Source organism: Kitasatospora sp. NPDC059462, from assembly GCF_042749955.1.
Lineage (GTDB): Bacteria > Actinomycetota > Actinomycetes > Streptomycetales > Streptomycetaceae > Kitasatospora.
Genome location: NZ_JBHYUU010000150.1, coordinates 1 through 20,651, shown reverse-complemented (window position 1 = coordinate 20,651; position 20,651 = coordinate 1). Strand labels below are relative to the sequence as shown.

The following is a 20,651-nucleotide window of genomic DNA, read 5'->3' as shown; positions in this document are numbered from 1 at the left end:
GGGCGGCTTCGCCCGCCCGCCCGCCTACCCGCCGGCCCCCGCCCCCGGGTCCGCGCCCGTCACCGCCGCGCCGGTGCCCGTCGGCCAGGTCGGCGTGGCCGACGGCCTGTTCGCCGCCGTGCTCGCCGCCCGCGCCGGGGTGCTCGTCCCCGCCGGGCGCACGGCGGAGTTCCTCGCCCCCTACCCGGTGGCCGCGCTCGGCGACGCCGCGCTGGCCGACCTGCTGGACCGGCTGGGCCTGCCCACGGTCGGGGCGTTCGCCGCGCTGCCTGCCGAGTCGGTGGCCGACCGCTTCGGCCCGGCCGGCACGGTGGCGCACCGGCTGGCCCGCGGTCTGCAGCCGCGCCCGCTGGTGCCGCGCACCGAGGGGCCGGACCTCTCGGTCGAACAGCGCTTCGACCCGCCCGAGCCGCTCGCCGAACCGCTGGTGTTCGTCGCCCGCACCCTGGCCGAGCGGCTGCACCAGCGGCTCGCCGGGGCGGGGCTGACCTGTCAGCGGGTCGCCGTCGAGGTGGAGTGCGCCGACGGCCGGACGGTCGCCCGGCTCTGGCGGCACGAGGGCCGGCTCTCGGCGACGGCGCTCGCCGAACGCGTCCGCTGGCAGCTCCAGGCCTGGCAGAGCGCCGGCACCTTCGGCCGCGGGACCGGAGCCGGGGGCTCGCACGAGCCGGAGCGGGGCGGGTTCACCGCGCTGCGCCTGCTCCCCGACGACCTCACCCCCGACCAGGGCCGCCAACTCGCCCTCTGGGGGCAGGCGGTGGCGGACGACCGGGTGGAACGCGCGGTGGCCCGGGTGCAGGCGGTGCTCGGCCACGCCGGGCTGCGCCGGATCGAGCCGGCCGGCGGCCGGGGGCCGGAGGACCAGGCGGTCCGGGTGCCGTGGGGCGAGCCGTACGACCCGGGGGCCCCGGCCGACGCGCCCTGGCCGGGGCGGCTCGGCGGGCTGCGGGACGTCTGGCCGGCCGTGGTGCACCGCGTCCCGGTGCCGGCGGCGGTGCTGGACGGCGACGGGCGGCCGGTGACGGTGGACGGCCGGGCGGGGGTGTCGGCCCGGCCGGCCACCGTGGCGGTGCGCGGGCGGGAACTGGCGGTGGACGGCTGGACCGGCCCCTGGCCGGCCGTCGAGTACTGGTGGGACCAGGCGCGCGCCCGCCGCCGGGCCCGGTTCCAGGTGACGGTGGCGGACGGGCGGGCGCTGCTGCTCACGGTGGAGGGGGGTGCCTGGTTCGTGGAGGCCGGGTACGACTGACGGCCGGGCCGTCCGAGGGGGGGCAGGAGACCAGCGAGAGACCGAAGGCACCACCCCCGATGGGATTCACCAGCCACCCCTCCCTCCCCTGGAGCGAGTTGCACCGCCGGCTGACCGGCGACGGCGGCGACGTCGTCGTTCCGCTGCACCCGCGCGCGCCCGGCGACCGCGCCGGGGCCCCCGCCGGACGGCCCGCCGGGTCGCCGCCCGCCGGACCGGCCTGGGCCGAACTGCACGTCCACTCCGCCTTCAGCTTCCTCGACGGCGCCAGCGACCCCGAGGCGCTGGTCGCCGAGGCCGCCCGGCTGGACGTCGAGGCCCTCGCCCTCACCGACCACGACGGCCTCTACGGCGCGGTCCGGTTCGCCGAGGCGGCCCGGGGAACGGGCGTGGCCACCGTCTTCGGGGCGGAATTGACGCTCCGTCAGGATAAGGGCGGCGTCGAGCACCTGCTGGTGCTGGCCCGCGACCCGGAGGGCTACCGCCGGCTCTCCGCCGTCATCGGCGCGGCCCAACTCGCGGGCGGGGCCAAGGGGAACCCGGTCTACGACTTCGCCGACCTCGCCGACGCGCACGGCGGCCACTGGGCGGTGCTCACCGGCTGCCGCCTCGGCCGGGTCCCCGCCGCCCTGGCCGCCGCCGGAAGCGGCCCGGCCGACCCCGAACACCGACTGCGCACCCTCACCGAGGCGTTCGGCCACCAGAACGTCCACGTCGAGCTGGTCCACCAGTGGCTCCCCGGCGACGACCCGCGCAACGACGCCCTCGCCGCGCTCGCCGCCCGGCTGCGCCTGACCACCGTCGCCTCCACCAACGCCCACCACGCGAGCCCCGCCGAGGGCCGGCTCGCCCAGAGCCTGGCCGCCCTGCACGACCGGCGCACCCTCGCCGAGGCGGCCGGCTGGACCCGGGCCGCCGGCACCGCCCACCTGCGCTCCGGCCACGAGATGGCGGCCCGGCTGGCCCGCTTCCCGGGCGTGCGGGAGGCCACCGTGGACCTCGCCCGGGCCTGCGCCTTCGACTTCGCCACCCTGGACCCGGAGCTGCCCGGCTACCCCGTCCCGCCCGGCCACACCGAGATCAGCCACCTTCGCGCCCTGGTCGCCGAGGGCGGCCCGGTCCGGTTCGGGCCCGGCAACGGCCCGGCCCGCCGTCAGCTCGCCCGGGAGCTGGACGTCATCGAGACGCTCGACCTGGCCGGCTACTTCCTGATCGTCCACGACATCGTCGACTTCTGCCGCCGGGAGTCCATCTGGTGCCAGGGGCGCGGCTCGGCGGCCAACTCGGCGGTCTGCTACGCCCTCGGGATCACCGCCGTCGACCCGGTCCACTACAAGCTGCTCTTCGAACGCTTCCTCTCCACCGCCCGCGACGGGCCGCCGGACATCGACCTGGACATCGAGAACCGCCGCCGCGAGGAGGTCATCCAGTACGTCTACCGCCGCTACGGGCGCGAGCACGCCGCGCAGGTCGCCAATGTGATCACCTACCGGCCCCGGCTGGCGCTGCGCGACGCCGCCCGGGTCCTCGGCTACCCGCAGGGGCAGGTGGACGCGTTCAGCCGGCAGGCCGACTTCCGCTCGCCGCCCGGCGCGGACGCCGTCGTCCCCGCCGACGTGCTCGCGCTCGCCGGACAGCTCCACGGCCTGCCGCGCCACCTGGGCATCCACTCGGGCGGCATGGTGCTCACCCGGGAGCCGATCGCGGAGATCTGCCCGACCGAGTGGGCGCGGATGCCGGGGCGCTCCGTGCTGCAGTGGGACAAGGAGTCGGTGGCCGGCGCCGGACTGGTCAAGATCGACCTGCTCGGCCTCGGCATGCTCGCCGCCCTGCACGACACCTGCGACCTGGTCGCCCGGCACCACGGCGAGCACTACGACCTCGCGACCATCCCGGACGACGACCCGGGCGTGTACGCGATGCTGCGGCGGGCCGACACCGTCGGCGTCTTCCAGGTCGAGTCGCGCGCCCAGATGGCCACCCTGCCCCGGCTCAAGCCGGACCACTTCTACGACCTGGTGGTGGAGGTCGCGCTGATCCGGCCCGGGCCGATCCAGGGCGGCTCCGTCCACCCGTACCTGCGCCGCCGCGCCGGGGTGGAACCGGCCGGCTGCCCGCACCCGCTGATGGAGAACGCGCTGGGCAAGACCCTCGGGGTGCCGCTGTTCCAGGAGCAGATGATGCAACTCGCCATCGACTGCGCCGGGTTCACCCCCGCCGAGGCGGACCGGCTGCGCCAGGCGATGGGCGCCAAGCGCTCGCACGAGCGGGTCGCCCGGCTGCGCGAGCGGCTGCTCGGCGGCATGGCCGAGCGCGGCATCCCGGAGGAGGTGGCGCAGGACGTCTACACCAAGATCGAGGCCTTCTCCAACTACGGCTTCCCGGAGAGCCACGCGATCAGCTTCGCCTACCTGGTGTACGCCAGCGCCTGGCTCAAGCACCACTACCCGGCGGCCTTCACCTGCGCCCTGCTGGCCAACCAGCCGATGGGCTTCTACGCACCGCTCAGCCTGATCTCGGACGCCCGGCGGCACGGCGTGCGGGTGCGCGGGGTGGACGTCAACGCCAGCGGCGCCGGGCCCACCCTGGAGCCGTACCGGGGGCCGACGCCCGCGCCGCCGCTCACCGCCGGGAAGCCGCAGCCCGCGATCCGGCTCGGCCTGGACACCGTGCGCGGCATCGGTGCCGCGCAGGCCGAGGCGATCGCGGCCGGGCAGCCGTACGCGGACCTGGAGGACTTCGCCCGCCGCACCGGTCTGCCCGCGCCGGGCCTGGAGGCCCTGGCCGCGGCGGGCGCGTTCGGCTGCTTCGGGCTCGGGCGGCGGCAGGCGCTCTGGGCGGCCGGCGCGTTCGCGGGCGTCTCGGCGGACCTCATCCCGGGCACCACGCCGGGCACCGGGGCGCCGGAGCTGCCCGCGATGACCCCGGTCGAGGAGACCATCGCCGACCTCTGGGCCACCGGGACCTCCGCGACCAGCCACCCGCTCCAGCACCTGCGCGCCCACCTGGAGCGCGGCGGCGCCCTCTCGGCGGCCGAACTCCCGGACGTGCCACCGGGGACGGCGGTGGTGGTCGGCGGCCTGGTCACCCACCGGCAGCGGCCGCCGACGGCGGGCGGGGTGCTCTTCCTCAGCCTGGAGGACGAGACCGGGCTGATCAATGTGATCTGCAGCCGGCCGGTCTGGGAGTCCCAGCGCCGCACCGCCCTCGACCGGGCCGGGCTGCTGGTGCACGGGCACGTCGAACGGGACCGCGGCGCCACCAACCTGGTCGCCACCCGGCTCACCCCGTTGCGGATCGGGCTGTGAGGGGGCGCGGGGAACGGTCCGTGCCATGATCGTCCCCATGGACTGGACGCCGTCGCCGCAGACCGCCGCTCCGGACGGGGCCCGCCGGGCGCCGCGACCGCTGCGGGCCGGGTTGCTGCTCGTGGCCGGGGCACTGGCGGCGGCCGGCTGCGGCAGCACCCCGGCGACCGGGGCGGGCGGGGGAGCGCCCGGACCGGCGCGCACCATCGGTGAGGCGCCCCTCCCGGTGACGCCCGCCCCCGAGGCCCCCACCGCCTCCGCCGCCCCCGCACCCGTCTGTTCCCCCGAGGGCGTCGCGCTGACCGTCGGCGAGGCCAACGCCGCGACGGGACTGCGGGTGATGCCGGTCCGGCTGACCAACTGCGGCACCCGCCCCTACGCCCTCAAGGGCCACCCCGCCGTCCGCGTCCTCGACGCCGAACGCGCCCCTATCACCGTCACCGTCAAACGCGGCTCGGCCGGCATCGCCACCCTGGACGACTTCGACGCCACCCCCGTGCCGCTGATCCTCCAGCCCCAGGAGTACGCCGAGTCCCAGCTGCTCTGGCGCAACACGGTGACCGCGGGCGACCGGGGCCCCGACGACGGCCGCTTCCTCGACATCGCCCCGATCCCCGGCCGCCCCCGGCTGACCGTCCCGGCCCACCTCGACCTCGGCACCACCCGCGCCCTCGGTGTCGCCCCCTGGACCAAGCCGGTCCCCTCGTAGGGCCCGTCTTCACACTCCCGCCCGCCGAACGACGCACCCCCGGCCGGCGGCCGGTCCGTCCTCCGGGCGGACGGCGGACGGCGGGGGTGGGACGACGGGCCCCGGGGCGTGCCTTGCGGCTCGGCCCGGGGCCGCGACGCCAAGGGCACGCACGCCCCCGGCCCGGCGGCGGGGAGGCGTCCCCGCCGCACGGACTCCGCCTGGGCGCCTCGTCCGGACCGATCCACCGGGCGCGCCCCAACGACCCCGGGTGTCACGGGAGATGACGACACCGCCATAATGGCGCGATGTCCGAACAGTACCTCTCGGCGTTCGCGGTCGACGGCGACGCCCTGCTGCGCACGGTCGGTTCCGGTGACGAGGACTTCGTCCGGGCCGCCCTCGACCGGATCGGCCCGCTCGCGGACGCCGGCCGCCTGCTGCGGGCCACCGAGGCGGCCGAGGTGGAGCCCGCCCTGCGGGAACTCGCCGCCGGCCGGCTCGACCGTCGCCGTCCCGCCGGCTACACCTGGCTGCTGGAACTCCTGCTGCCCGGCGCCGGTGACGCCCTCGGCGCGGCGGTGCTGCCCGGCCGGGGCTGGCACGAGCTGGCGGACACCTTCGAGGCCTGGGGGCTGCCGGCGCTCGCCGGCCTCTGGGCGCGGCCCTGGCCCTTCCCGTGGGGATCCGGGGCGCCGGACGACGACCCCTGGCCCTTCCCCTCCTTCACGGCCGGTCCCGGACTCGACCGCGTCCGGGCCGAACTCGCGGGGTTCGACACCGGCCGGATCCACCGGGAGCCCGAACTCCTGCCGGGCGGCGACGAGGACGCGGCCGAGGAGGTCGAGTGGCTGGTCGCCGAGGTGTTCCCGGCCTGGACGGCGGGCGCCCTGGAGCGGGGCGCCGGGCTGCTGCTCCTGCGGGACGGGGGGAAGTGACGACCGGCGCGGCGCAGTCGTGGGGGGTGCCTGCGCCGCGCCGGGGTCCGTGCGGACCGGGCCCGTCGGCGGGCCCGGTCAGAAGGCGGGCTGGTCGTTCAGCTCGACGATCCGCAGATCGCTCAGGCGGACGGTGTACCAGACCTCCTGGCTGCCGCCACCGCCCCAGAACTCGGTGAGCCGGACCGAGGCGAAGCCGTACTCCTCCTTCACCTGCTGGGCCGACCAGTCCGCCGGGACGTTCTGGGCCCGGAACACCGGATCGGCGTCGTGCTCCTGCGCCCAGGCGTCGAGGCGGAACTCCAGGTGCGGGGCGAGGTAGCGCTCACGGACGGCGCGCGGGGTCTCGTTGCTCTCGCCGAGCACCGCCCGCCGGTACTCCTCGACGAAGGTGACCACCTGGTGCGCGGCCGGCGTCCCCGCCCGGACCTGTGCCGGGGCGGACACCCCGGCCGGGCCGGCGGGCAGCGCGAACGCGGCCTGGGCGGGGGCGGCGAGAGCGCCCACGGCGAGCAGGGCGGCGGCCCCGGCGAGGGCGGTGCGCAGCGGGTTCGTTCGCTTCATGCCCGAAGTCCACCATTCGCCGACGAACCCTGTACATCGCCGAAACGTGTGGTTTACCGGGCGATCCGGCGTATTCGGCGCATCATCCGCTAAAGCGACGACATGGCTGAGGCGACGACCCGGCCGGAGCGGCGACCGGGCCGGAGCGGCGACCGGGCTACAGCGGCGACCGGGCTAGAGCGGCGACCCGGCCTCCCGCCCCGCCCCGGGCGCGCCCGCGAAGGCCTGGGCGATCGGCAGCCAGGCCGTCGCCAGCTCGCCGACGGCGGTCAGCGCGAGGTCGTCCCGGTGCCGGCGCTGGGTGACCAGCAGGCAGAAGTCCAGCGCCGGGCCGGTCACCCGGTCCGCCGCGTCGGCCGGCCCCCACGTCCACGATCCGCCGTCCGGCGCGGTCAGTTCCACCCGCACCGGGGCCTGCGGGGCGGGCAGCCCGTGCACCGTGAACGCGAACCCGATCGTCCGCACCCCCAGGTGCGCGACGTGCCGCAGGCGGGCGGTCGGCTCCCGGCGGACGCCCAGTGCGTCCGCCACGTCCTGCCCGTGCGCCCAGGTCTCCATCAGCCGGGCGGTGGCCATCGACGCGGCCTTCATCGGCGGGCCCAGCCAGGGCAGCCGGGCGTCGGCCGGGGCCGCCGCGAGCGCGGCCGCGAGCCGCTCCCGTCCGGTCCGCCAGCGGGCCAGCAGCGCGGCGGGCTCCTCGGCCGCCCCGCGCGCCGCGCCGTCCTCCACCGGGTCCGCGCCGGCCGCCGCCGGCTCGCCGAACACCCGGCCGGACTCCGCGACGAAGGCCTCCGGATCGCGGGCGGCCAGCTCCGACCAGCCGTCCGTCCAGGCCAGGTGGGCGATCTGGTGCGCCACCGTCCAGCCGGGCGCGGGCGTGTCCAGTGCCCAGCGCTCCGGCTCCAGCGCGGCGACCAGCCCGTCCAGCACCGCGCTCTCGTCCCGCAGGTCGGCCAGCAGCCCGGCCAGGACGGGCGAGCCTTCGGGAACGTTCGGATCGGCCATGGATCTCCCCTTCGCAACGGTTGGAAACCTTGGAAACAACGGAAACCACGACGAGGTGCGGCAGGTCTCGGTGGTGACCCGCCGGTAACCTCGCGCCCGCACCCTACGCCGTCCGGCCCGCGCCCGCCCGGAACTCCGCACGACGGCGCGCGACACGCGCACCGAACACCTTCGCGACCCCTCCCCACCACCGGAACCGCGTGTGACAATCGCGCGATGACGACCGCCCCGACCGCGTCGAAGAGCAGCGCCGAGACCCCGGACGACCTCGCCGCCCGGGCCGCCGAGCTGGTCCGCGACGCCGTGCTCGGCGACCTCGCCCGCCGGGTGATCGCCGACTGCGGCGCGGACGTCGGCCTGGTCGGCGTGCCCGAGCCGGGCGTGGCCAGGGCCGGCGGGGAGGGCATGGTGCTGCGGCACTGGGCGGGCACCAGGGCGGACCTGCTGCACGACCTCCCGGTGCCGGCCGGCACCGGCCTCGGCGGCCGGGCGCTGGCCGAACGGGCGCCCAGCTGGGCGCCCGACTACCGCGCCGACACCACCATCTCCCACCACTACGACGCCGCCGTCATCGCGGAGGACCTCTACGCGATGCTCACCGTGCCGCTGCTGCACGACGGCGCGGTGCACGGCGTGGTGTACGCCTCGCTGCGCGCGGTGGTCCCGTTCGGGGACGTCCGGATCGCCGCCGTGACCAGGCTCGCCGAGGCCGCCACCCGGGCCCTCGCCGGAGCCGCCGCCTGGCGCGGGGCCCCGGTCCCGGCTGCGGCCCCGCCGCCGGCCGCGGGCGCCGGCGGCGCGCGAAGACCCCCGGCCGTCCCGCTCACCCGGCGCGAGCACGAGGTGCTCCGCTGGGCGGCGACCGGCCGGACCAACCCGGAGATCGCCGCCCAGCTCGGGCTGACCTGCAACACGGTGACCGGCTACCTGAAGAGCGCCATGCACAAGCTCGGCGTCCGCAACCGCACCGAACTCGCCGTCACCGCCCGGGAGTCCGGCCTGCTCGACTGAACCCCCGGGCCGCGCGGATCAGTTGACCCCGCGCTCGCGCCCCGACCAGTACGGCTCGCGGAGCCGGAACTTCTGCAGCTTCCCGGTGGTGGTGCGCGGCAGCGCGTCCCGGAACTCCACCGAGGTGGGCGACTTGTAGCCGGCCAGTCGCTGCTTGCAGTGCGCGATGAGGTCGGCCTCGGTGATCTCCGCGCCCGGCTTCAGCACCACCAGCGCCTTGACCGTCTCGCCCCACTTGGTGTCCGGCACGCCGATCACCGCGACCTCGGCCACCGACGGGTGGTCGTAGAGGCAGTCCTCCACCTCGATCGAGGAGACGTTCTCCCCGCCGCTGATGATGACGTCCTTCTTCCGGTCCGAGATGGTGAGGTAGCCGTCGGTCAGCACGCCGCCGTCGCCGGTGTGGAACCAGCCGTCCCGCAGCGCCTCGGCGGTGGCCTCCGGCTGCTGCCAGTAGCCGTCCAGCACGACGTTGGAGCGGACCAGCACCTCGCCCTGCTCGTCCACCCGCACCTGGTTGCCGATCGCCGGGGAGCCCGCCTGCACCAGCTTCTCCGCCCGCTGCTCGGCGGGCAGTTCGTCCCACTCGGCGCGGGTGCGGTTGACCGTCACCACCGGCGAGGTCTCGGTCAGCCCGTAGATCTGCATGAACTCCCAGCCGAGCTCGGACTCCATCCGCTGCACCACCGAGGTCGGCGGCGGCGCGCCCGCCACCACCATCCGCACCCGGTCCCGGCCGGGAACCGGACCGTCCCACTCGGCCGCCGCGTCCAGCACCATCTGCACCACCGCCGGCGCGCCGCACAGGAAGGTCACCCCGTGCCGCTCGACCCGGCGCAGGATCTCGGCGCCGTCCACCTTCCGCAGCACCACGTGCTGCGCGCCGAGCCCGGTGAGCGAGAACGGCAGGCCCCAGCCGTTGGCGTGGAACATCGGCAGGGTGTGCAGGTAGACGTCCCGGTCGCTCGCCCCGAAGTGCAGGGCCATCAGCGTCGCGTTCAGCCAGATGTTGCGGTGGGTGAGCTGAACGCCCTTGGGGCGGGCGGTGGTTCCGCTGGTGTAGTTGACGGTCGCGGTGTCGTTCTCGTCGATCGCGTACCGGCGCGGCGCGGTCCCGAAGTCGTACAGCAGCGCATCGCTGTCCGACCCGATCACGAACGTGTGCTTGGCGACCACCCCGGCCAGCGGCTCGGCCAGCTCCGGGTCGACCAGCAGCACCGAGGCGCCGCTCTGCTCGACGATGTACGACACCTCCTCGGCCTTGAGCCGGAAGTTCACCGGCACCAGCACCCGGCCGTGCCCGCTCACGCCGAACAGCGAGGTCAGCAACCGCGCCGAGTTGTGCGAGACGATCGCGACCCGTTCACCGGGGCCGACGCCGAGCCGGTCCAGCCCGGCCGCCTGCGCCCGCGCCAGCCGGGCGATCCGACGGTACGTCAGATCGGTCCAGGGTTCGGCCGGTTGCACCGGTTCGTCGACGATGCCGACCCGGTCGCCGTAGACCAGCTCGGCCCGGTCGAGGAAGTCCATCACGGAGAGTGGAATCTGCATGGCCCCACTGTCCTCCGCCCGCCGCTCCCTGCACACCCCCGATCGGGGGTGTCACCCGGGCGGGGGCGCCCGCCACGGCGCGGGGCCCGGGACCGCCCCGGAGCGGAGCCACCGGATCCGGTTGGTGAGCCGGCCGCGAACAGGGGGTCCGGAGGGGGCGGGCCGGGCGTCGCGCTGCTAGGAAGGGTGGCAGGAGATCCGCCCACGGGGGAGAGACACCGATGACCGACCACCGCTCCGGCAGCCTGTACGACGCGATCGGGGGCCTGGACGCCCTGAGACGGCTGAGCGACACCTTCTACCGGGGCGTGCTCGCCGATCCGCTGCTCGCGCCGGTCTTCGCCCGGTTCACGCCCACCCACGTCGAGCACGTCGCCGTCTGGCTGGCCGAGGTGTTCGACGGCCCGGACCGCTTCACCACCGACCTCGGCGGCCACCGGGCGCTGCTCCGCGCCCACCTCGGCCTCGCGATCACCGAGGAGCAGCGGCTGCGCTGGATGGAGCTGATGGCCGAGGCGGTGCGCGCGGAACTGCCCGAGGACGCACTGCTGCGGGCCCGCGTCCTGGAGTACTTCGACTGGGGCACCAGGATCGCCGAGGACGTCTCCGCCTCCCCGGCCGGCACCGACCTCGGCGAGCCGGGGCCCACCCCGCGCTGGGGCTGGGAGGGCCTGCGGTGACGGCCGCGCCGACCGCCGGGGGACTGCTGCTGAGACCCTTCCGGGCGCAGGACGCGAGCGCCCTGATCGAGGTCCACCGCGACCCGGTGCTGCGCCGCTACGTCCGCAACCGGGTGACCGGCCCGGACGACGCCGCCCGCTGGCTGGCGGCCGAGGACCGGAGCCGGGCGGAGGGCAGCCGGTACTCCTTCGCGGTCCTGGAGGGAGGTGCGCTGGTCGGCCAGGTCGTGCTCAAGCGCGGCGCCCCGGGCAGCGCCGGCTCCGAGGTGGGCTACTGGACGGCCGCCGCCGCGCGCGGCCGGGGCGTGGCCCCGCGCGCGCTGGCGGCGCTCACCGCCTGGGCGGCGGAGACCTTCGCCGCCGACGGGCTGCTCCGGCTGGACCTCTTCCACGAGGGGGACAACGCGGCGTCGTGCCGGGTGGCGGAGAAGGCCGGCTACCCGTTCGAGGCCCTCGTCCCGGCCGCCCCGCCGCGCTACCCGGTCGACGGCCACTGGCACAGCCGGCCCGCCGGGAACGCCGCGCCCGCCGGGAACGCCGGATAACGGGTGGACCCGGGCGGCGATCGGGGTCAGGGTGATCGTCATGACTTCTCTCGTGCGACACGTGACGATCGACTGCGCCGACCCCTACGCCCTGGCGCAGTTCTGGGCGAAGGCCCTGGACGGCACCCTGGGCGAGGACGACGGGCCGGGGGACGACGAGGTGCTGGTCGACTCGGCCGGCGCCTCGCTGCTCCTCATCCGGGTGCCCGAGGGCAAGACCGCCAAGAACCGGGTCCACCTGGACCTCCAGCCGCAGGACCGCACCCGGGACGAGGAGGTGGAGCGCCTCCTCGCCCTGGGGGCGACGCTGTTCGAGGACCACCGCACCCCGGACGGCAAGGGCTGGGCGACCCTCCTGGACATCGAGGGCAACGAGTTCTGCGTCGAGCGCAGCGCCGCCGAGCGGCTCGCCACCTCCTGACGCCGGCCGCTACCCGACGGCCGCCCGCCAGCGCCACGAGGTCCGGCGCGGGCGGCCGTCGAGCTCCCCGCGGCCGGTGCACCACAGCAGCACGTCCACCGGGTCGCCGGCCGGCGCGTCGGGGAAGAGCCGGGCCAGCGCGGCCGCGGTGAGCCGCTCCGTGGGCCGCCACTCCAGGCCGAGCCCGAGGGTGATGTCATGGGTGTGCAGCAGGGTCTCGGTGACGCCCATCGCGGCGAACCCGGCCGGGTCGCACGGCCCGAAGTGGTACGCCCGCAGCTCGGGCGGCGCCGCGTCCAGGGCGGTGGCCAGCAGGTGCGCGCAGGCCGTGACCACGGTGAGCACCTCGGCCGGCCCGGCCTCCGGGCGCACGGTCAGGTCCATGGGCAGATAGCGGTCACCGGGCCGGGCGGCGAGCTGGCCGGCGTAGGCGAGCAGGTCGTGGGCGATGTGGGCGGCGGTCTCCCGGCAGCTCCACTCCAGCGGTCCGGCGGGCGCGTCCCAGCGGGTGCCGGCGGCCCCGGCCGCCGCCGGGCCGAGCACGGCCGTCAGCTCGCCGAGCGCGGCCCGGACGTCATCACCGTTCAACGGTCGGTCGGTCATCGGGCCACCGTCTCATCCGCTCCCGCGTGTCCGCCAGGGTCCCGCCCGCCCCGGGTGCTACTGCTGGCTCCGGATCCCCACCCGGCCCCGTCCCCACCCGGCCCCGTCCGCACCCGGTTCCCGGAGAACAGGCAGGTACCCCATGGCCAGGATCGCCGTGCTCGGCGCCAACGGCACCATCGGCAGCGCCGTCGTCACGGAGGCCGCCGCGCGCGGCCACCGGGTGACGGCGGTCGTCCGCGACCCGGCCCGGTTCGACGCCGCGCGCCACCCGGGGGAGGTGTCCGTCGAGGCCGGGGACGCGCTGGACCCGGCGGACGTGGCCCGGGTCGCCGCCGGGCAGGACGCCCTGGTGAGCGCGGTCGGCGGCGGTGACGGCCCGGGCCACCTGGCGCTGATCGAACCGGCCGCGAGGAGCCTGGTGGAGGGGCTGCGCCGGCTCGGCGGCGAGGCGCCCCGGCTGCTCGCGGTCGGCGGCGCGGGCAGCCTGGAGACCGCGCCCGGGACCCGGGTCTGGGACGCCCCGGGCCTGCCGGAGGCGGTGCTGCAGATCATGCACGCGCACGGCGACGCCCTGGCGTACTACCGGACGGTCACGGACGTGCGCTGGACGGTGCTCAGCCCGGCCGCCCACATCGGCCCGGGGGCGCGCACCGGCCGCTACCGCACCGGGCTGGAGCAGCTGCTCACCGACGCCGAGGGGGAGAGCCGGATCTCGGTGCCGGACTACGCGGTGGCACTGGTCGACGAGATCGAGCAGCCGGAGCACATCGGCGAGCGCTTCGCCTGCTGCGCGCTCTGAACGGCCGGGCGCTCCGAACGCCGCCCTCCCGACGGCTGCCGGTCGCCGCCGGCCCTCGGCCGTCAGCCGATCTGGATCGAGCGCTTCGCCAGGCCCATCCAGAACCCGTCGATCACCGAGCGCTGGCTGCCCAGCTCGTGCTCCGCCGCGCCGAGCGTGACGAACAGCGGGGCGAAGTGCTCGGTGCGCGGGTGGGCGAGCCGGCCGGCCGGGGCCTTCTGCTCGAAGTCGAGCAGTGCGTCGAGGTCCTGGGCCGCCAGGGCGCGCCGCCCCCAGTCGTCGAACTCGGCCATCACCGAGGTCACCCGGCCGTCGCGGCTGAGCGCCCGCAGGTTGTGGGTGAAGAAGCCGCTGCCGACGATCAGCACGCCCTCGTCGCGCAGCGGGGCGAGCCGGCGGCCGATCTCCAGCAGCCGCTGCGGGTCCAGGGTCGGCATGGAGACCTGGAGGACCGGCACGTCCGCCTCCGGGAACATCTCCACCAGCGGGACGTAGGCGCCGTGGTCGAGCCCGCGGTCGGGGATGTCCTGGACCGGCGTGCCGGGGGCGCGCAGCAGTTTGCGCACGCGCTCGGCGAGCTCCGGTGCGCCGGGGGCGGCGTACTGGACGCCGTAGTAGTGCTCGGGGAAGCCCCAGAAGTCGTAGACCAGCGGCACGGTGGTGACGGCGCCGAGCGCGAGCGGGGCCTCCTCCCAGTGCGCGGAGACCATCAGGATCGCCTTCGGGCGCGGCAGGTCGGCGGACCAGGCGGCCAGCTCCTTGGGCCAGACGGGGTCGTCGGCGAGCGGCGGCGCGCCGTGCGACAGGTAGAGGGCGGGCATGCGCTCGGGTGCGGCGGTGCTCATGGCGGCTCTTCTCCTCCGGCCCTCGGTGGCGGGCCTCGGCGGGTGGGGTAGTTCAAATTTGAACACCAGTGCTTCGACCGTACACCTTTGTTCGAATTTGAACAATGGGAGTACGATCACCCCATGCCCTCCACCTCGTCCGCACCTTCGGCGCCCCCCTCCGCCGCCTCCTCGTACGAGCCCCGGTGGCTCGACGAGGAGGAGATGGCCGCCTGGCGGAGTTTCGTCACCGCGAGCAACCTCCTCAACCGCCGCCTGGAACGCCAGCTCAAGGAGGAATCGGGCCTTTCCCACACCCAGTACGAGATCCTCGTCCACCTCTCCGCCGCCCCGGCCGGCTCGCTGCGCATGACCGAGCTGGCGGACAAGCTGGTCACCTCCAAGAGCGGGCTGACCTACCAGGTCACCCAGTTGGAGAAGATGGGCCTGGTCAGCCGCCGCTCCTGTCCCAGCGACGTGCGCGGCGTCTTCGCCGAACTCACCGATCAGGGCAGCGAGATGCTGCGCGAGGCGGCCCCCGGGCACGTCGCCCTGGTCCGCGAACTGCTCATCGACGTGCTCAGCCGGGAGCAGCTGACCGTGCTCGCCGACGGCCTCGGTCTGGTCAGCGCCCGGCTGCGCCTCGACGACGCCCTCTGAACGCCCCGAGCGCTCAGAACCCCCGGAGCCCCCTCGACCCTGCCACCCCTCGAATCCCTCGAACCCTCAGCCCTCCGGGCCGCTAGCCCGCCGAATCCCGACCCTCGTCCGTCCGGGCTGCTGCCGCCTCGGCCGCCTCCGCCGCCTTGGCGCGCAGCAGATCCCGCTCCCGGACGTTGCGGGTGAGCGCCGCCGCCCGCTCGAACTCCGCCCGCGCCTCGGCGCCCCGCCCCAGCCGGGCCAGCAGTTCGCCCCGGACGCTCGGCAGCAGGTGGTAGCCGCGCAGCGCCGGCTCCGCGGCCAGTGCGTCGACCACCTCCAGCGCCACCGCCGGCCCCTCGGCCATCGACAGCGCCACGGCCCGGTTGAGCTCCACCACCGGCGAGGGCGTCAGCGCCATCAGCCGGCCGTAGAGCGCGGCGATGGCCGCCCAGTCGGTGTCCTCGTACCGCACGGCCCGGGCGTGACAGGCGGCGATCGCGGCCTGCACGGAGTACGGCCCGGTGCCCGCCCGGCCCAGGGCGGCGAGCCCGCGCCTGATCAGCAGCCGGTCCCAGCGGGTGCGGTCCTGGTCGGCGAGCAGGACGGGCTCGCCCCCCGGACCGGTGCGGGCGGCCGTGCGGGAGGCCTGGAACTCCAGCAGCGCCGCCAGCCCGTGCGCCTCCGGTTCCGCGGGCATCAGCGCGGCCAGCACCCGGGCCAGGCGCAGCGCGTCCTCGCACAGCGCGGGCCGCAGCAGGTCGTCCCCGGCGGTCGCGGCGTAGCCCTCGTTGAAGATCAGGTAGATGACCTCCAGCACGGAGGAGAGCCGGGCCGCCCGCTCCTGACCGTACGGGACCTCGAACGGTATCCCGGCCTGCGCCAGGGTCCGTTTCGCGCGCACGATCCGCTGGGCCACGGTCGGCTCGGCGGAGAGGACGGCCCGGGCGATCTCCGCCGTGGTCAGCCCGCCGAGCAGCCGCAGGGTGAGTGCGATTCGGGACTGCGCCGGCAGCACCGGGTGGCAGACGGTGAAGATCAGCCGCAGCAGGTCGTCGTCGATGTCGTCCGGCCCGGACGGCTCGGGCGGCGGGACGTCCTCCAGCGTCCGCCCGACCTCGGCGAGCTTGCGCGCGTACGTCTCGCGGCGGCGGACCAGGTCGACCGCGCGGTGCTTGGCGGTGGCCATGAGCCAGGCGCCCGGACGGTCCGGGACGCCCGACCCGGGCCACTGCTCCAGGGCCGCGACCAGCGCGTCCTGCGCCAGTTCCTCGGCGATGCCGACGTCGCGCACGATCCGGGCGACCCCCGCGATGATCCGCGCCGACTCGATCCGGAAGACGGTCTCGACCGTCCTGGCCGTCTCCGCGGCACCCGCCGACCGCGCCGTCCCCGCCGTCCCCGCGTCGCGCTCCGTCACGATCACCCATCAGAGCAGCCGCCGCCCGCGGCGGCAAACCACCGCCCCGGCGGTCACGCCTCCGGCGGCGTGGCGGCCTCGTCGATCTGCCGCAGCTCGGCGCCCACGGTCCAGTGCGCCGGGTGCGTCTCCAGGAAGCGCCGGGTCCACTCGACGGCCTCCGCCTTGTCCTTGCACTGGAGCAGGGCGTAGCCGCCCACGACCTCCTTGGTCTCGGTGAACGGGCCGTCGGTGCAGTTCACCTTCCCGCCCTCCCAGAGCAGCCGGGTGCCCTCCTTGGTGGGCAGCAGCCCGGCGGTGTCCAGCATCACCCCGGCCTTGGTGATCTCCTCGAACAGCGCCCCCATCCGCTCCTCGAAGCCGGGGTCGGACGCGAACTCGGAGGCCTGCTCCTCGTTGATGCGGATCAGTGACAGGAAACGCGGCATGACGGTTCACTCCTCGTCGGTGTGCGGGCGGGGCCTCTCCCCGCCGCTCACCCCTGCGTCGAACGGGCGGCGGCCGTTTCGACAGCCGACCCGGAAAATTCTCGCGGGGGATTTCCGGACCGGCCACCGGGGCCCGCCACTCCATGATCGAATACCCGCATGATCGGTGAACTGTTGCTCGACCTGGTGCCGGACGCCGTGGCCGACCTGCTGTCCCTGCGCCGTGGCCGTGACCCCGAGGTCGACCGGATGCACGCCTCGTTCCACTTCGGCGAGCCGGCGCGGTTCGAGGCGAAGGTCTTCGGCAAGCTGCCCTACTGCGACCCGGCCGGGGCCTTCCTGCACGCGACCCCCACCTCGCTGCAGCTGAGCCGCACCCACCGGCCCCAGGGGGAGGACGCGCCCGCCGAGCTGCTCCCCGTCGCGCTCCCCGTGGCCGCCCTGGAGGTGGTCGCCGTCCGGCCCCGCAGCTCGGGCGACCCGCGTGCGGTCCTGCGGTCCTGGTACCTCGTCGAATGCCGGGACGGCGACGCCACCGTCCTGATCGGCTGCGAGCCCGAGTACCTGCCGTTCGTCCTCGCCCCGCTCCGTTCCACCGATGCGCTCCCCGAGCCGGCTCCGTAGCGGCAGGATGGCGGCATGACCATCGATCATGCTTTCGCACGGCGGTTCGCCGAGGAGTGGGTGGCGGTGTGGAACGCCCGCGACCTGGAGGGCGTTCTCGCGCACTACACCGAGGACGTCGTCTTCGTCTCGCCCCGGGTCGTCGCCTTCCTCGGGGAGCCGTCGGGGGAGGTGCGCGGCAAGGAGGCGCTGCGCGCGTACTGGAGCAAGGCGCTCGCGCTGCTGCCCGAACTGCGCTTCACCCTGGACTCGGTGCGGGTCTCGGTCGACACGATCGTGATCGACTACCGCAACGAGCGCGGGGTGGCCGTCGCGGAGGCGCTGACCTTCCGCGACGGCCTGGTGTGCCGCGGCTTCGGGGCATACGGGCCGGAGAGCTGACGCCGGGCGCCCGCACCGGCCGGGCGTTCACACCAGCCGGGCGGCGAGCCGCAGTGCTCCCGCCCGGATCCGTTCCTCGCCCAGCTCCGGGAGCAGGGCGGACACGTGCTCGGCCGCCAGGGCCGCCAGCAGGGCGTGCGCGTCGTGCTCGGGATCCCCGCCGGGCCCGCCCGCGCCGAGCAGCAGCGTGACGTGCCGGTGCCAGAACCGGTAGGCGCCGATGCGGTAGCGCGAGCCCCGGCCGGCCGTCTCGGACATCCGGACCAGGTCCAGGTGTTCCAGCAGGTAGTCCAGATAGGCGGTGACGAACGCCGCCAGCCGTGCCCCGCTCCCGGCCGGGGCGTCCGGAGCCCCCGGCCCGAGCGGTGCCGGCCCGCGCAGGACCGCGTCCTGCAGTGCCCGCTCGCGCGCGTCCAGCAGGGCCGCGCCGAGCCCGGCCTTGTCGCCGAAGCGGCGGAAGAGGGTGCCCTTGCCGACGCCGGCTGCGGCGGCCACCTGGTCCATGGAGACCGACTCCACCCCGTGCTCGGCGAACAGCCGCGCCGCCGCCTCCAGCACCGCGGCCCGGTTGCGGGCGGCGTCGGCGCGTTCGACGGGCGGCGGGGTGCGCAGCAGCTCCAGCGGCACGGGACCGTCCGGGGCCGGAGTGGGCATTGCGTAAGCGGACTGCGGTCCGGTACTGTCCTGAGTCATAAGCGGACTATAGTCCGAATCCTTGCGCAGCCTCAGGAGGCCGCAGCATGACCGCACTCATCACCCGGGACGAACTGGCCGCCGCCATCGAGACCGGCTCCGTCACCGTCGTGGACACCCTCGGCGGCGACTACTACGCCCAGCAGCACCTGCCCGGCGCGATCGAGCTCGTCCGGGCCGACGTCGACCGCCTCGCGCCCGGGCTGCTCCCGGACCGCGACGCCGCCATCGTCACCTACTGCTCCAACGAGGCCTGCCCCAACGGCGGCCAGGTCGCCGACCGGCTGACCGCGCTCGGCTACACCAACGTCCGCAAGTACCGCGAGGGCATCCAGGACTGGGCCGGGGCCGGCCTGCCGGTCGAGACCTTCTGAGCCGTCGGAGGCCGGTGGCGGCCGTCGGGGGCCATCGGAGGCCGGGGGAGGGGCGCGACGCGGGGAGCGCCCCTCCCCTCGGCCTACAGTCCCTGTCCCGCCCCGGCGTTCTTCGCCGGCCGCAGCTCGGCCGCCAGCGGCTGCGCCCCGGCCCGCTTCACCGCCAGCGCGCGGGCCACGTCGAACGCCGCCACCGGGTCGTCCTGCGCGGTCCACGGCCGCGCCCCGCACCACGGCCCGATCGCCCGGAACTGCTCCAGCGCGACGTCGTACGCCTCCACCTCGCCGGCGAAGTGCGCCAGCAGGTGCCGCAGCGGCGGGATCCGCTCGTCGTCCGGCCGGACCAGCCGCAGCTGGGCGGCGAGGTTCTCGACGCGCCACCTGGTCCGGTCCGCCGCGATCGTGGAGGCACTGCTGCGGCGCTCCTCCAGCTCGGCGAGGGCGTGCAGGTAGATCCCGCCGAGCGGGCTCCCGGGCGGGGCCGCGTCCATGGCCCGCTCCGCGAAGGCCAGCATCTGCTTGTCGGAGCCGAACCACTTCCCGCACCAGTACTGCAGGGCCTGCCAGTGGCCCTCGTAGTGGTACCAGGCGCGCCTCACCAGCTCCTCCCAGGCCTCCTGGAAGCGCTCCGGGGTGAACTGCGCCCCGCGCGCCGCCGTCACGATCACCACCCACGGGCCCGGGTTCGCCGGGTCCAGCAGGGCCGCCCGGCGGGCCGCCTCGATCGCGGCGGGCAGCAGCTCGCGGAACGCCTCGATCGCGTCGTCGCCGACCTCGTGCCGGTAGCCGGAGCCGCGCACCTCCCAGGCGCGGCGCACCATCAGCTTCGCCTCCAGGGTGGCGGCGTCGCAGTTGCCGGGCTCGGCGGAGCGCCAGGCGCCCAGCCAGCCGTCGCCGTCGGCGGCGATCGCCGCCAGCAGGTCCAGCCGCGACCACCGCTCGTCCCAGTGGTCGCCGGCCTCGGCGACGTAGGCGGCCGCCGGGCGCCAGTCCCCGGCCCAGGCCGCGTCGGCGATCGCCTGCGAGCGCTGCCGCCGCTCCAGCGGGGGCGGCGGCCCGGCCCGGCCGGCGTCGAGGCGATCGCGCGGCGGCATCCCGTAGGCCGCCGGATCGAAGCCTTCGCGGGCCCACTTCAGATGCCGCCTGCGGCGGACGATCCGGTAGACGACGTAGCCCGCCACGAAGAGGAGGAAGATCAGCAGACGTATCACGACGGCGAATCATCCCTGGTGGGAGGCGGTGCGCGCAAAGCCGAAAACGGTTCGCCGAACGGGGCGTTCCGTGGAAGCATCCGCTGGTATGGGGACGATTCTGCACGGCTCGCACGTCACGCTCCGCCCGGCCGCCACCGAGGACATCCCGGCGCTGGTCGCCATCCGCCGCACCCCCGAGGTCTACGCCCGCTGGCGCGGTGGTGACGACCTCACCGACGCCGTCACCACCGATCTCGCCGAGTCCGGCACCGAGACCTTCGTCATCGAGGCCGAGGGCCGGATCGCCGGCGCCGTCCAGTGGTACGCCAACGACGACGACGAGTACCGGCACGCGGGCCTGGACATCTACCTCGACCCGGCCCGCCACGGCCGCGGCTACGGCACCGACGCCGTCCGCACCCTGGCCCGCCACCTGATCGGCCACCACGGCTTCCACCGGCTGGTCATCGACCCGGCGGCCGACAACGCCCCGGCGATCCGCTGCTACGAGAAGGTCGGCTTCCGCCCCGTGGGCGTGATGCGCCAGTACGAGCGCGGCTCCGACGGCAGCTGGCACGACAACCTCCTGATGGACCTGCTCGCCGCCGAACTCGTCTAGAAGGCTGATGAAGATGTTGGGTTCTGGCCCCACTGCGTGAGCGGTGGGGCCAGACTCGTTTCCGTGGCGATGGGGGAATGGGCCGGGGAGA

At 75.6% G+C, this 20,651-nt stretch carries 23 protein-coding genes; 14 read left to right on the top strand and 9 right to left on the bottom strand.

What is annotated here, in order from left to right; all coding sequences use genetic code 11:
- From ACFXAM_RS29350 to ACFXAM_RS29335, 4 genes are all read left to right on the top strand, one after another.
- Positions 1-1,249: DNA polymerase Y family protein (locus tag ACFXAM_RS29350; RefSeq protein ID WP_380295749.1), on the top strand; the 1,249-nt coding region annotated here is incomplete at its 5' end.
- A gap of 59 nt (positions 1,250-1,308) precedes the next feature.
- On the top strand, positions 1,309-4,557 hold the full coding sequence (locus ACFXAM_RS29345) for an error-prone DNA polymerase (protein ID WP_380295747.1): 3,249 nt from the start codon (positions 1,309-1,311) through the stop codon (positions 4,555-4,557).
- 25 nt (positions 4,558-4,582) lie between these two features.
- Positions 4,583-5,266 carry a DUF4232 domain-containing protein gene (locus ACFXAM_RS29340; RefSeq protein WP_380295746.1) on the top strand — a complete coding sequence of 228 codons (684 nt, stop codon included), beginning with the start codon at positions 4,583-4,585 and terminating at the stop codon, positions 5,264-5,266.
- Between the two features lie 287 nt (positions 5,267-5,553).
- Positions 5,554-6,183: a hypothetical protein gene (locus ACFXAM_RS29335; protein WP_380295744.1), complete on the top strand. Its 630-nt coding sequence runs from the start codon at positions 5,554-5,556 to the stop codon at positions 6,181-6,183.
- A 78-nt stretch (positions 6,184-6,261) separates the two neighbouring features.
- Here ACFXAM_RS29335 and ACFXAM_RS29330 read toward each other — a convergent pair whose 3' ends face one another.
- Positions 6,262-6,747, bottom strand: coding sequence for a hypothetical protein (locus ACFXAM_RS29330; RefSeq protein ID WP_380295742.1), 486 nt, complete (start codon positions 6,745-6,747; stop codon positions 6,262-6,264).
- Positions 6,748-6,921: 174 nt separating this feature from the next.
- Positions 6,922-7,752 carry a TIGR03084 family metal-binding protein gene (locus ACFXAM_RS29325; RefSeq protein ID WP_380295740.1) on the bottom strand — a complete coding sequence of 277 codons (831 nt, stop codon included), beginning with the start codon at positions 7,750-7,752 and terminating at the stop codon, positions 6,922-6,924.
- A gap of 216 nt (positions 7,753-7,968) precedes the next feature.
- Here ACFXAM_RS29325 and ACFXAM_RS29320 point away from each other — a divergent pair, with 216 nt between their 5' ends.
- A complete protein-coding gene (locus ACFXAM_RS29320) occupies positions 7,969-8,763 on the top strand; it encodes a LuxR C-terminal-related transcriptional regulator (protein ID WP_380295738.1) in 795 nt (264 codons plus the stop codon).
- Between the two features lie 18 nt (positions 8,764-8,781).
- Here ACFXAM_RS29320 and ACFXAM_RS29315 read toward each other — a convergent pair whose 3' ends face one another.
- Positions 8,782-10,314 carry an AMP-binding protein gene (locus ACFXAM_RS29315; RefSeq protein WP_380295736.1) on the bottom strand — a complete coding sequence of 511 codons (1,533 nt, stop codon included), beginning with the start codon at positions 10,312-10,314 and terminating at the stop codon, positions 8,782-8,784.
- A gap of 221 nt (positions 10,315-10,535) precedes the next feature.
- Here ACFXAM_RS29315 and ACFXAM_RS29310 point away from each other — a divergent pair, with 221 nt between their 5' ends.
- From ACFXAM_RS29310 to ACFXAM_RS29300, 3 genes are read left to right on the top strand one after another with little or no spacing between them, the layout of a single operon-like run.
- Positions 10,536-10,994: a group II truncated hemoglobin gene (locus tag ACFXAM_RS29310; protein ID WP_380295734.1), complete on the top strand. Its 459-nt coding sequence runs from the start codon at positions 10,536-10,538 to the stop codon at positions 10,992-10,994.
- A complete protein-coding gene (locus ACFXAM_RS29305) occupies positions 10,991-11,539 on the top strand; it encodes a GNAT family N-acetyltransferase (RefSeq protein WP_380295732.1) in 549 nt (182 codons plus the stop codon). Before ACFXAM_RS29310 ends, ACFXAM_RS29305 begins: the two co-directional genes overlap by 4 nt.
- A gap of 40 nt (positions 11,540-11,579) precedes the next feature.
- Positions 11,580-11,960, top strand: a complete 381-nt coding sequence (locus ACFXAM_RS29300; protein ID WP_380295731.1) for a VOC family protein — start codon at positions 11,580-11,582, stop codon at positions 11,958-11,960.
- A 9-nt stretch (positions 11,961-11,969) separates the two neighbouring features.
- On the opposite strand, the gene ACFXAM_RS29295 is transcribed toward ACFXAM_RS29300, so the two are convergent.
- On the bottom strand, positions 11,970-12,563 hold the full coding sequence (locus ACFXAM_RS29295; protein WP_380295729.1) for a maleylpyruvate isomerase N-terminal domain-containing protein: 594 nt from the start codon (positions 12,561-12,563) through the stop codon (positions 11,970-11,972).
- A 142-nt stretch (positions 12,564-12,705) separates the two neighbouring features.
- Between ACFXAM_RS29295 and ACFXAM_RS29290 the strand changes: the two genes are divergently transcribed.
- Complete coding sequence (locus ACFXAM_RS29290; RefSeq protein ID WP_380295727.1) at positions 12,706-13,365, top strand: NAD(P)-dependent oxidoreductase; 660 nt, start codon at positions 12,706-12,708, stop codon at positions 13,363-13,365.
- A 62-nt stretch (positions 13,366-13,427) separates the two neighbouring features.
- On the opposite strand, the gene ACFXAM_RS29285 is transcribed toward ACFXAM_RS29290, so the two are convergent.
- Positions 13,428-14,210, bottom strand: coding sequence for a dioxygenase (locus tag ACFXAM_RS29285; RefSeq protein WP_380295726.1), 783 nt, complete (start codon positions 14,208-14,210; stop codon positions 13,428-13,430).
- A gap of 123 nt (positions 14,211-14,333) precedes the next feature.
- On the opposite strand from ACFXAM_RS29285, the gene ACFXAM_RS29280 reads away from it, so the two are divergent.
- On the top strand, positions 14,334-14,849 hold the full coding sequence (locus ACFXAM_RS29280; RefSeq protein WP_380295724.1) for a MarR family winged helix-turn-helix transcriptional regulator: 516 nt from the start codon (positions 14,334-14,336) through the stop codon (positions 14,847-14,849).
- An 82-nt stretch (positions 14,850-14,931) separates the two neighbouring features.
- Here the strand turns inward: ACFXAM_RS29280 and ACFXAM_RS29275 are convergent, their stop codons facing one another.
- Positions 14,932-16,248 (bottom strand): RNA polymerase sigma factor, encoded by a 1,317-nt coding sequence (locus ACFXAM_RS29275; RefSeq protein WP_380295722.1) that lies wholly within the window; start codon positions 16,246-16,248, stop codon positions 14,932-14,934.
- A gap of 53 nt (positions 16,249-16,301) precedes the next feature.
- Positions 16,302-16,676 carry a YciI family protein gene (locus ACFXAM_RS29270; protein ID WP_380295720.1) on the bottom strand — a complete coding sequence of 125 codons (375 nt, stop codon included), beginning with the start codon at positions 16,674-16,676 and terminating at the stop codon, positions 16,302-16,304.
- Between the two features lie 159 nt (positions 16,677-16,835).
- Here ACFXAM_RS29270 and ACFXAM_RS29265 point away from each other — a divergent pair, with 159 nt between their 5' ends.
- Together ACFXAM_RS29265 and ACFXAM_RS29260 are read left to right on the top strand one after the other, a co-directional pair.
- Entirely contained in the window at positions 16,836-17,300 is a 465-nt protein-coding gene (locus ACFXAM_RS29265) for a hypothetical protein (protein WP_380295718.1), read from the top strand.
- A 15-nt stretch (positions 17,301-17,315) separates the two neighbouring features.
- Positions 17,316-17,681, top strand: a complete 366-nt coding sequence (locus tag ACFXAM_RS29260) for a nuclear transport factor 2 family protein (RefSeq protein ID WP_380295716.1) — start codon at positions 17,316-17,318, stop codon at positions 17,679-17,681.
- A gap of 27 nt (positions 17,682-17,708) precedes the next feature.
- On the opposite strand, the gene ACFXAM_RS29255 is transcribed toward ACFXAM_RS29260, so the two are convergent.
- A complete protein-coding gene (locus tag ACFXAM_RS29255) occupies positions 17,709-18,335 on the bottom strand; it encodes a TetR/AcrR family transcriptional regulator (protein WP_380295714.1) in 627 nt (208 codons plus the stop codon).
- An 86-nt stretch (positions 18,336-18,421) separates the two neighbouring features.
- On the opposite strand from ACFXAM_RS29255, the gene ACFXAM_RS29250 reads away from it, so the two are divergent.
- Complete coding sequence (locus ACFXAM_RS29250) at positions 18,422-18,748, top strand: rhodanese-like domain-containing protein (protein WP_380295713.1); 327 nt, start codon at positions 18,422-18,424, stop codon at positions 18,746-18,748.
- Positions 18,749-18,831: 83 nt separating this feature from the next.
- Here ACFXAM_RS29250 and ACFXAM_RS29245 read toward each other — a convergent pair whose 3' ends face one another.
- A complete protein-coding gene (locus ACFXAM_RS29245) occupies positions 18,832-19,959 on the bottom strand; it encodes a hypothetical protein (protein WP_380295711.1) in 1,128 nt (375 codons plus the stop codon).
- A gap of 88 nt (positions 19,960-20,047) precedes the next feature.
- On the opposite strand from ACFXAM_RS29245, the gene ACFXAM_RS29240 reads away from it, so the two are divergent.
- Entirely contained in the window at positions 20,048-20,560 is a 513-nt protein-coding gene (locus ACFXAM_RS29240; RefSeq protein ID WP_380295709.1) for a GNAT family N-acetyltransferase, read from the top strand.
- The last annotated feature ends 91 nt before the right edge of the window (positions 20,561-20,651 follow it).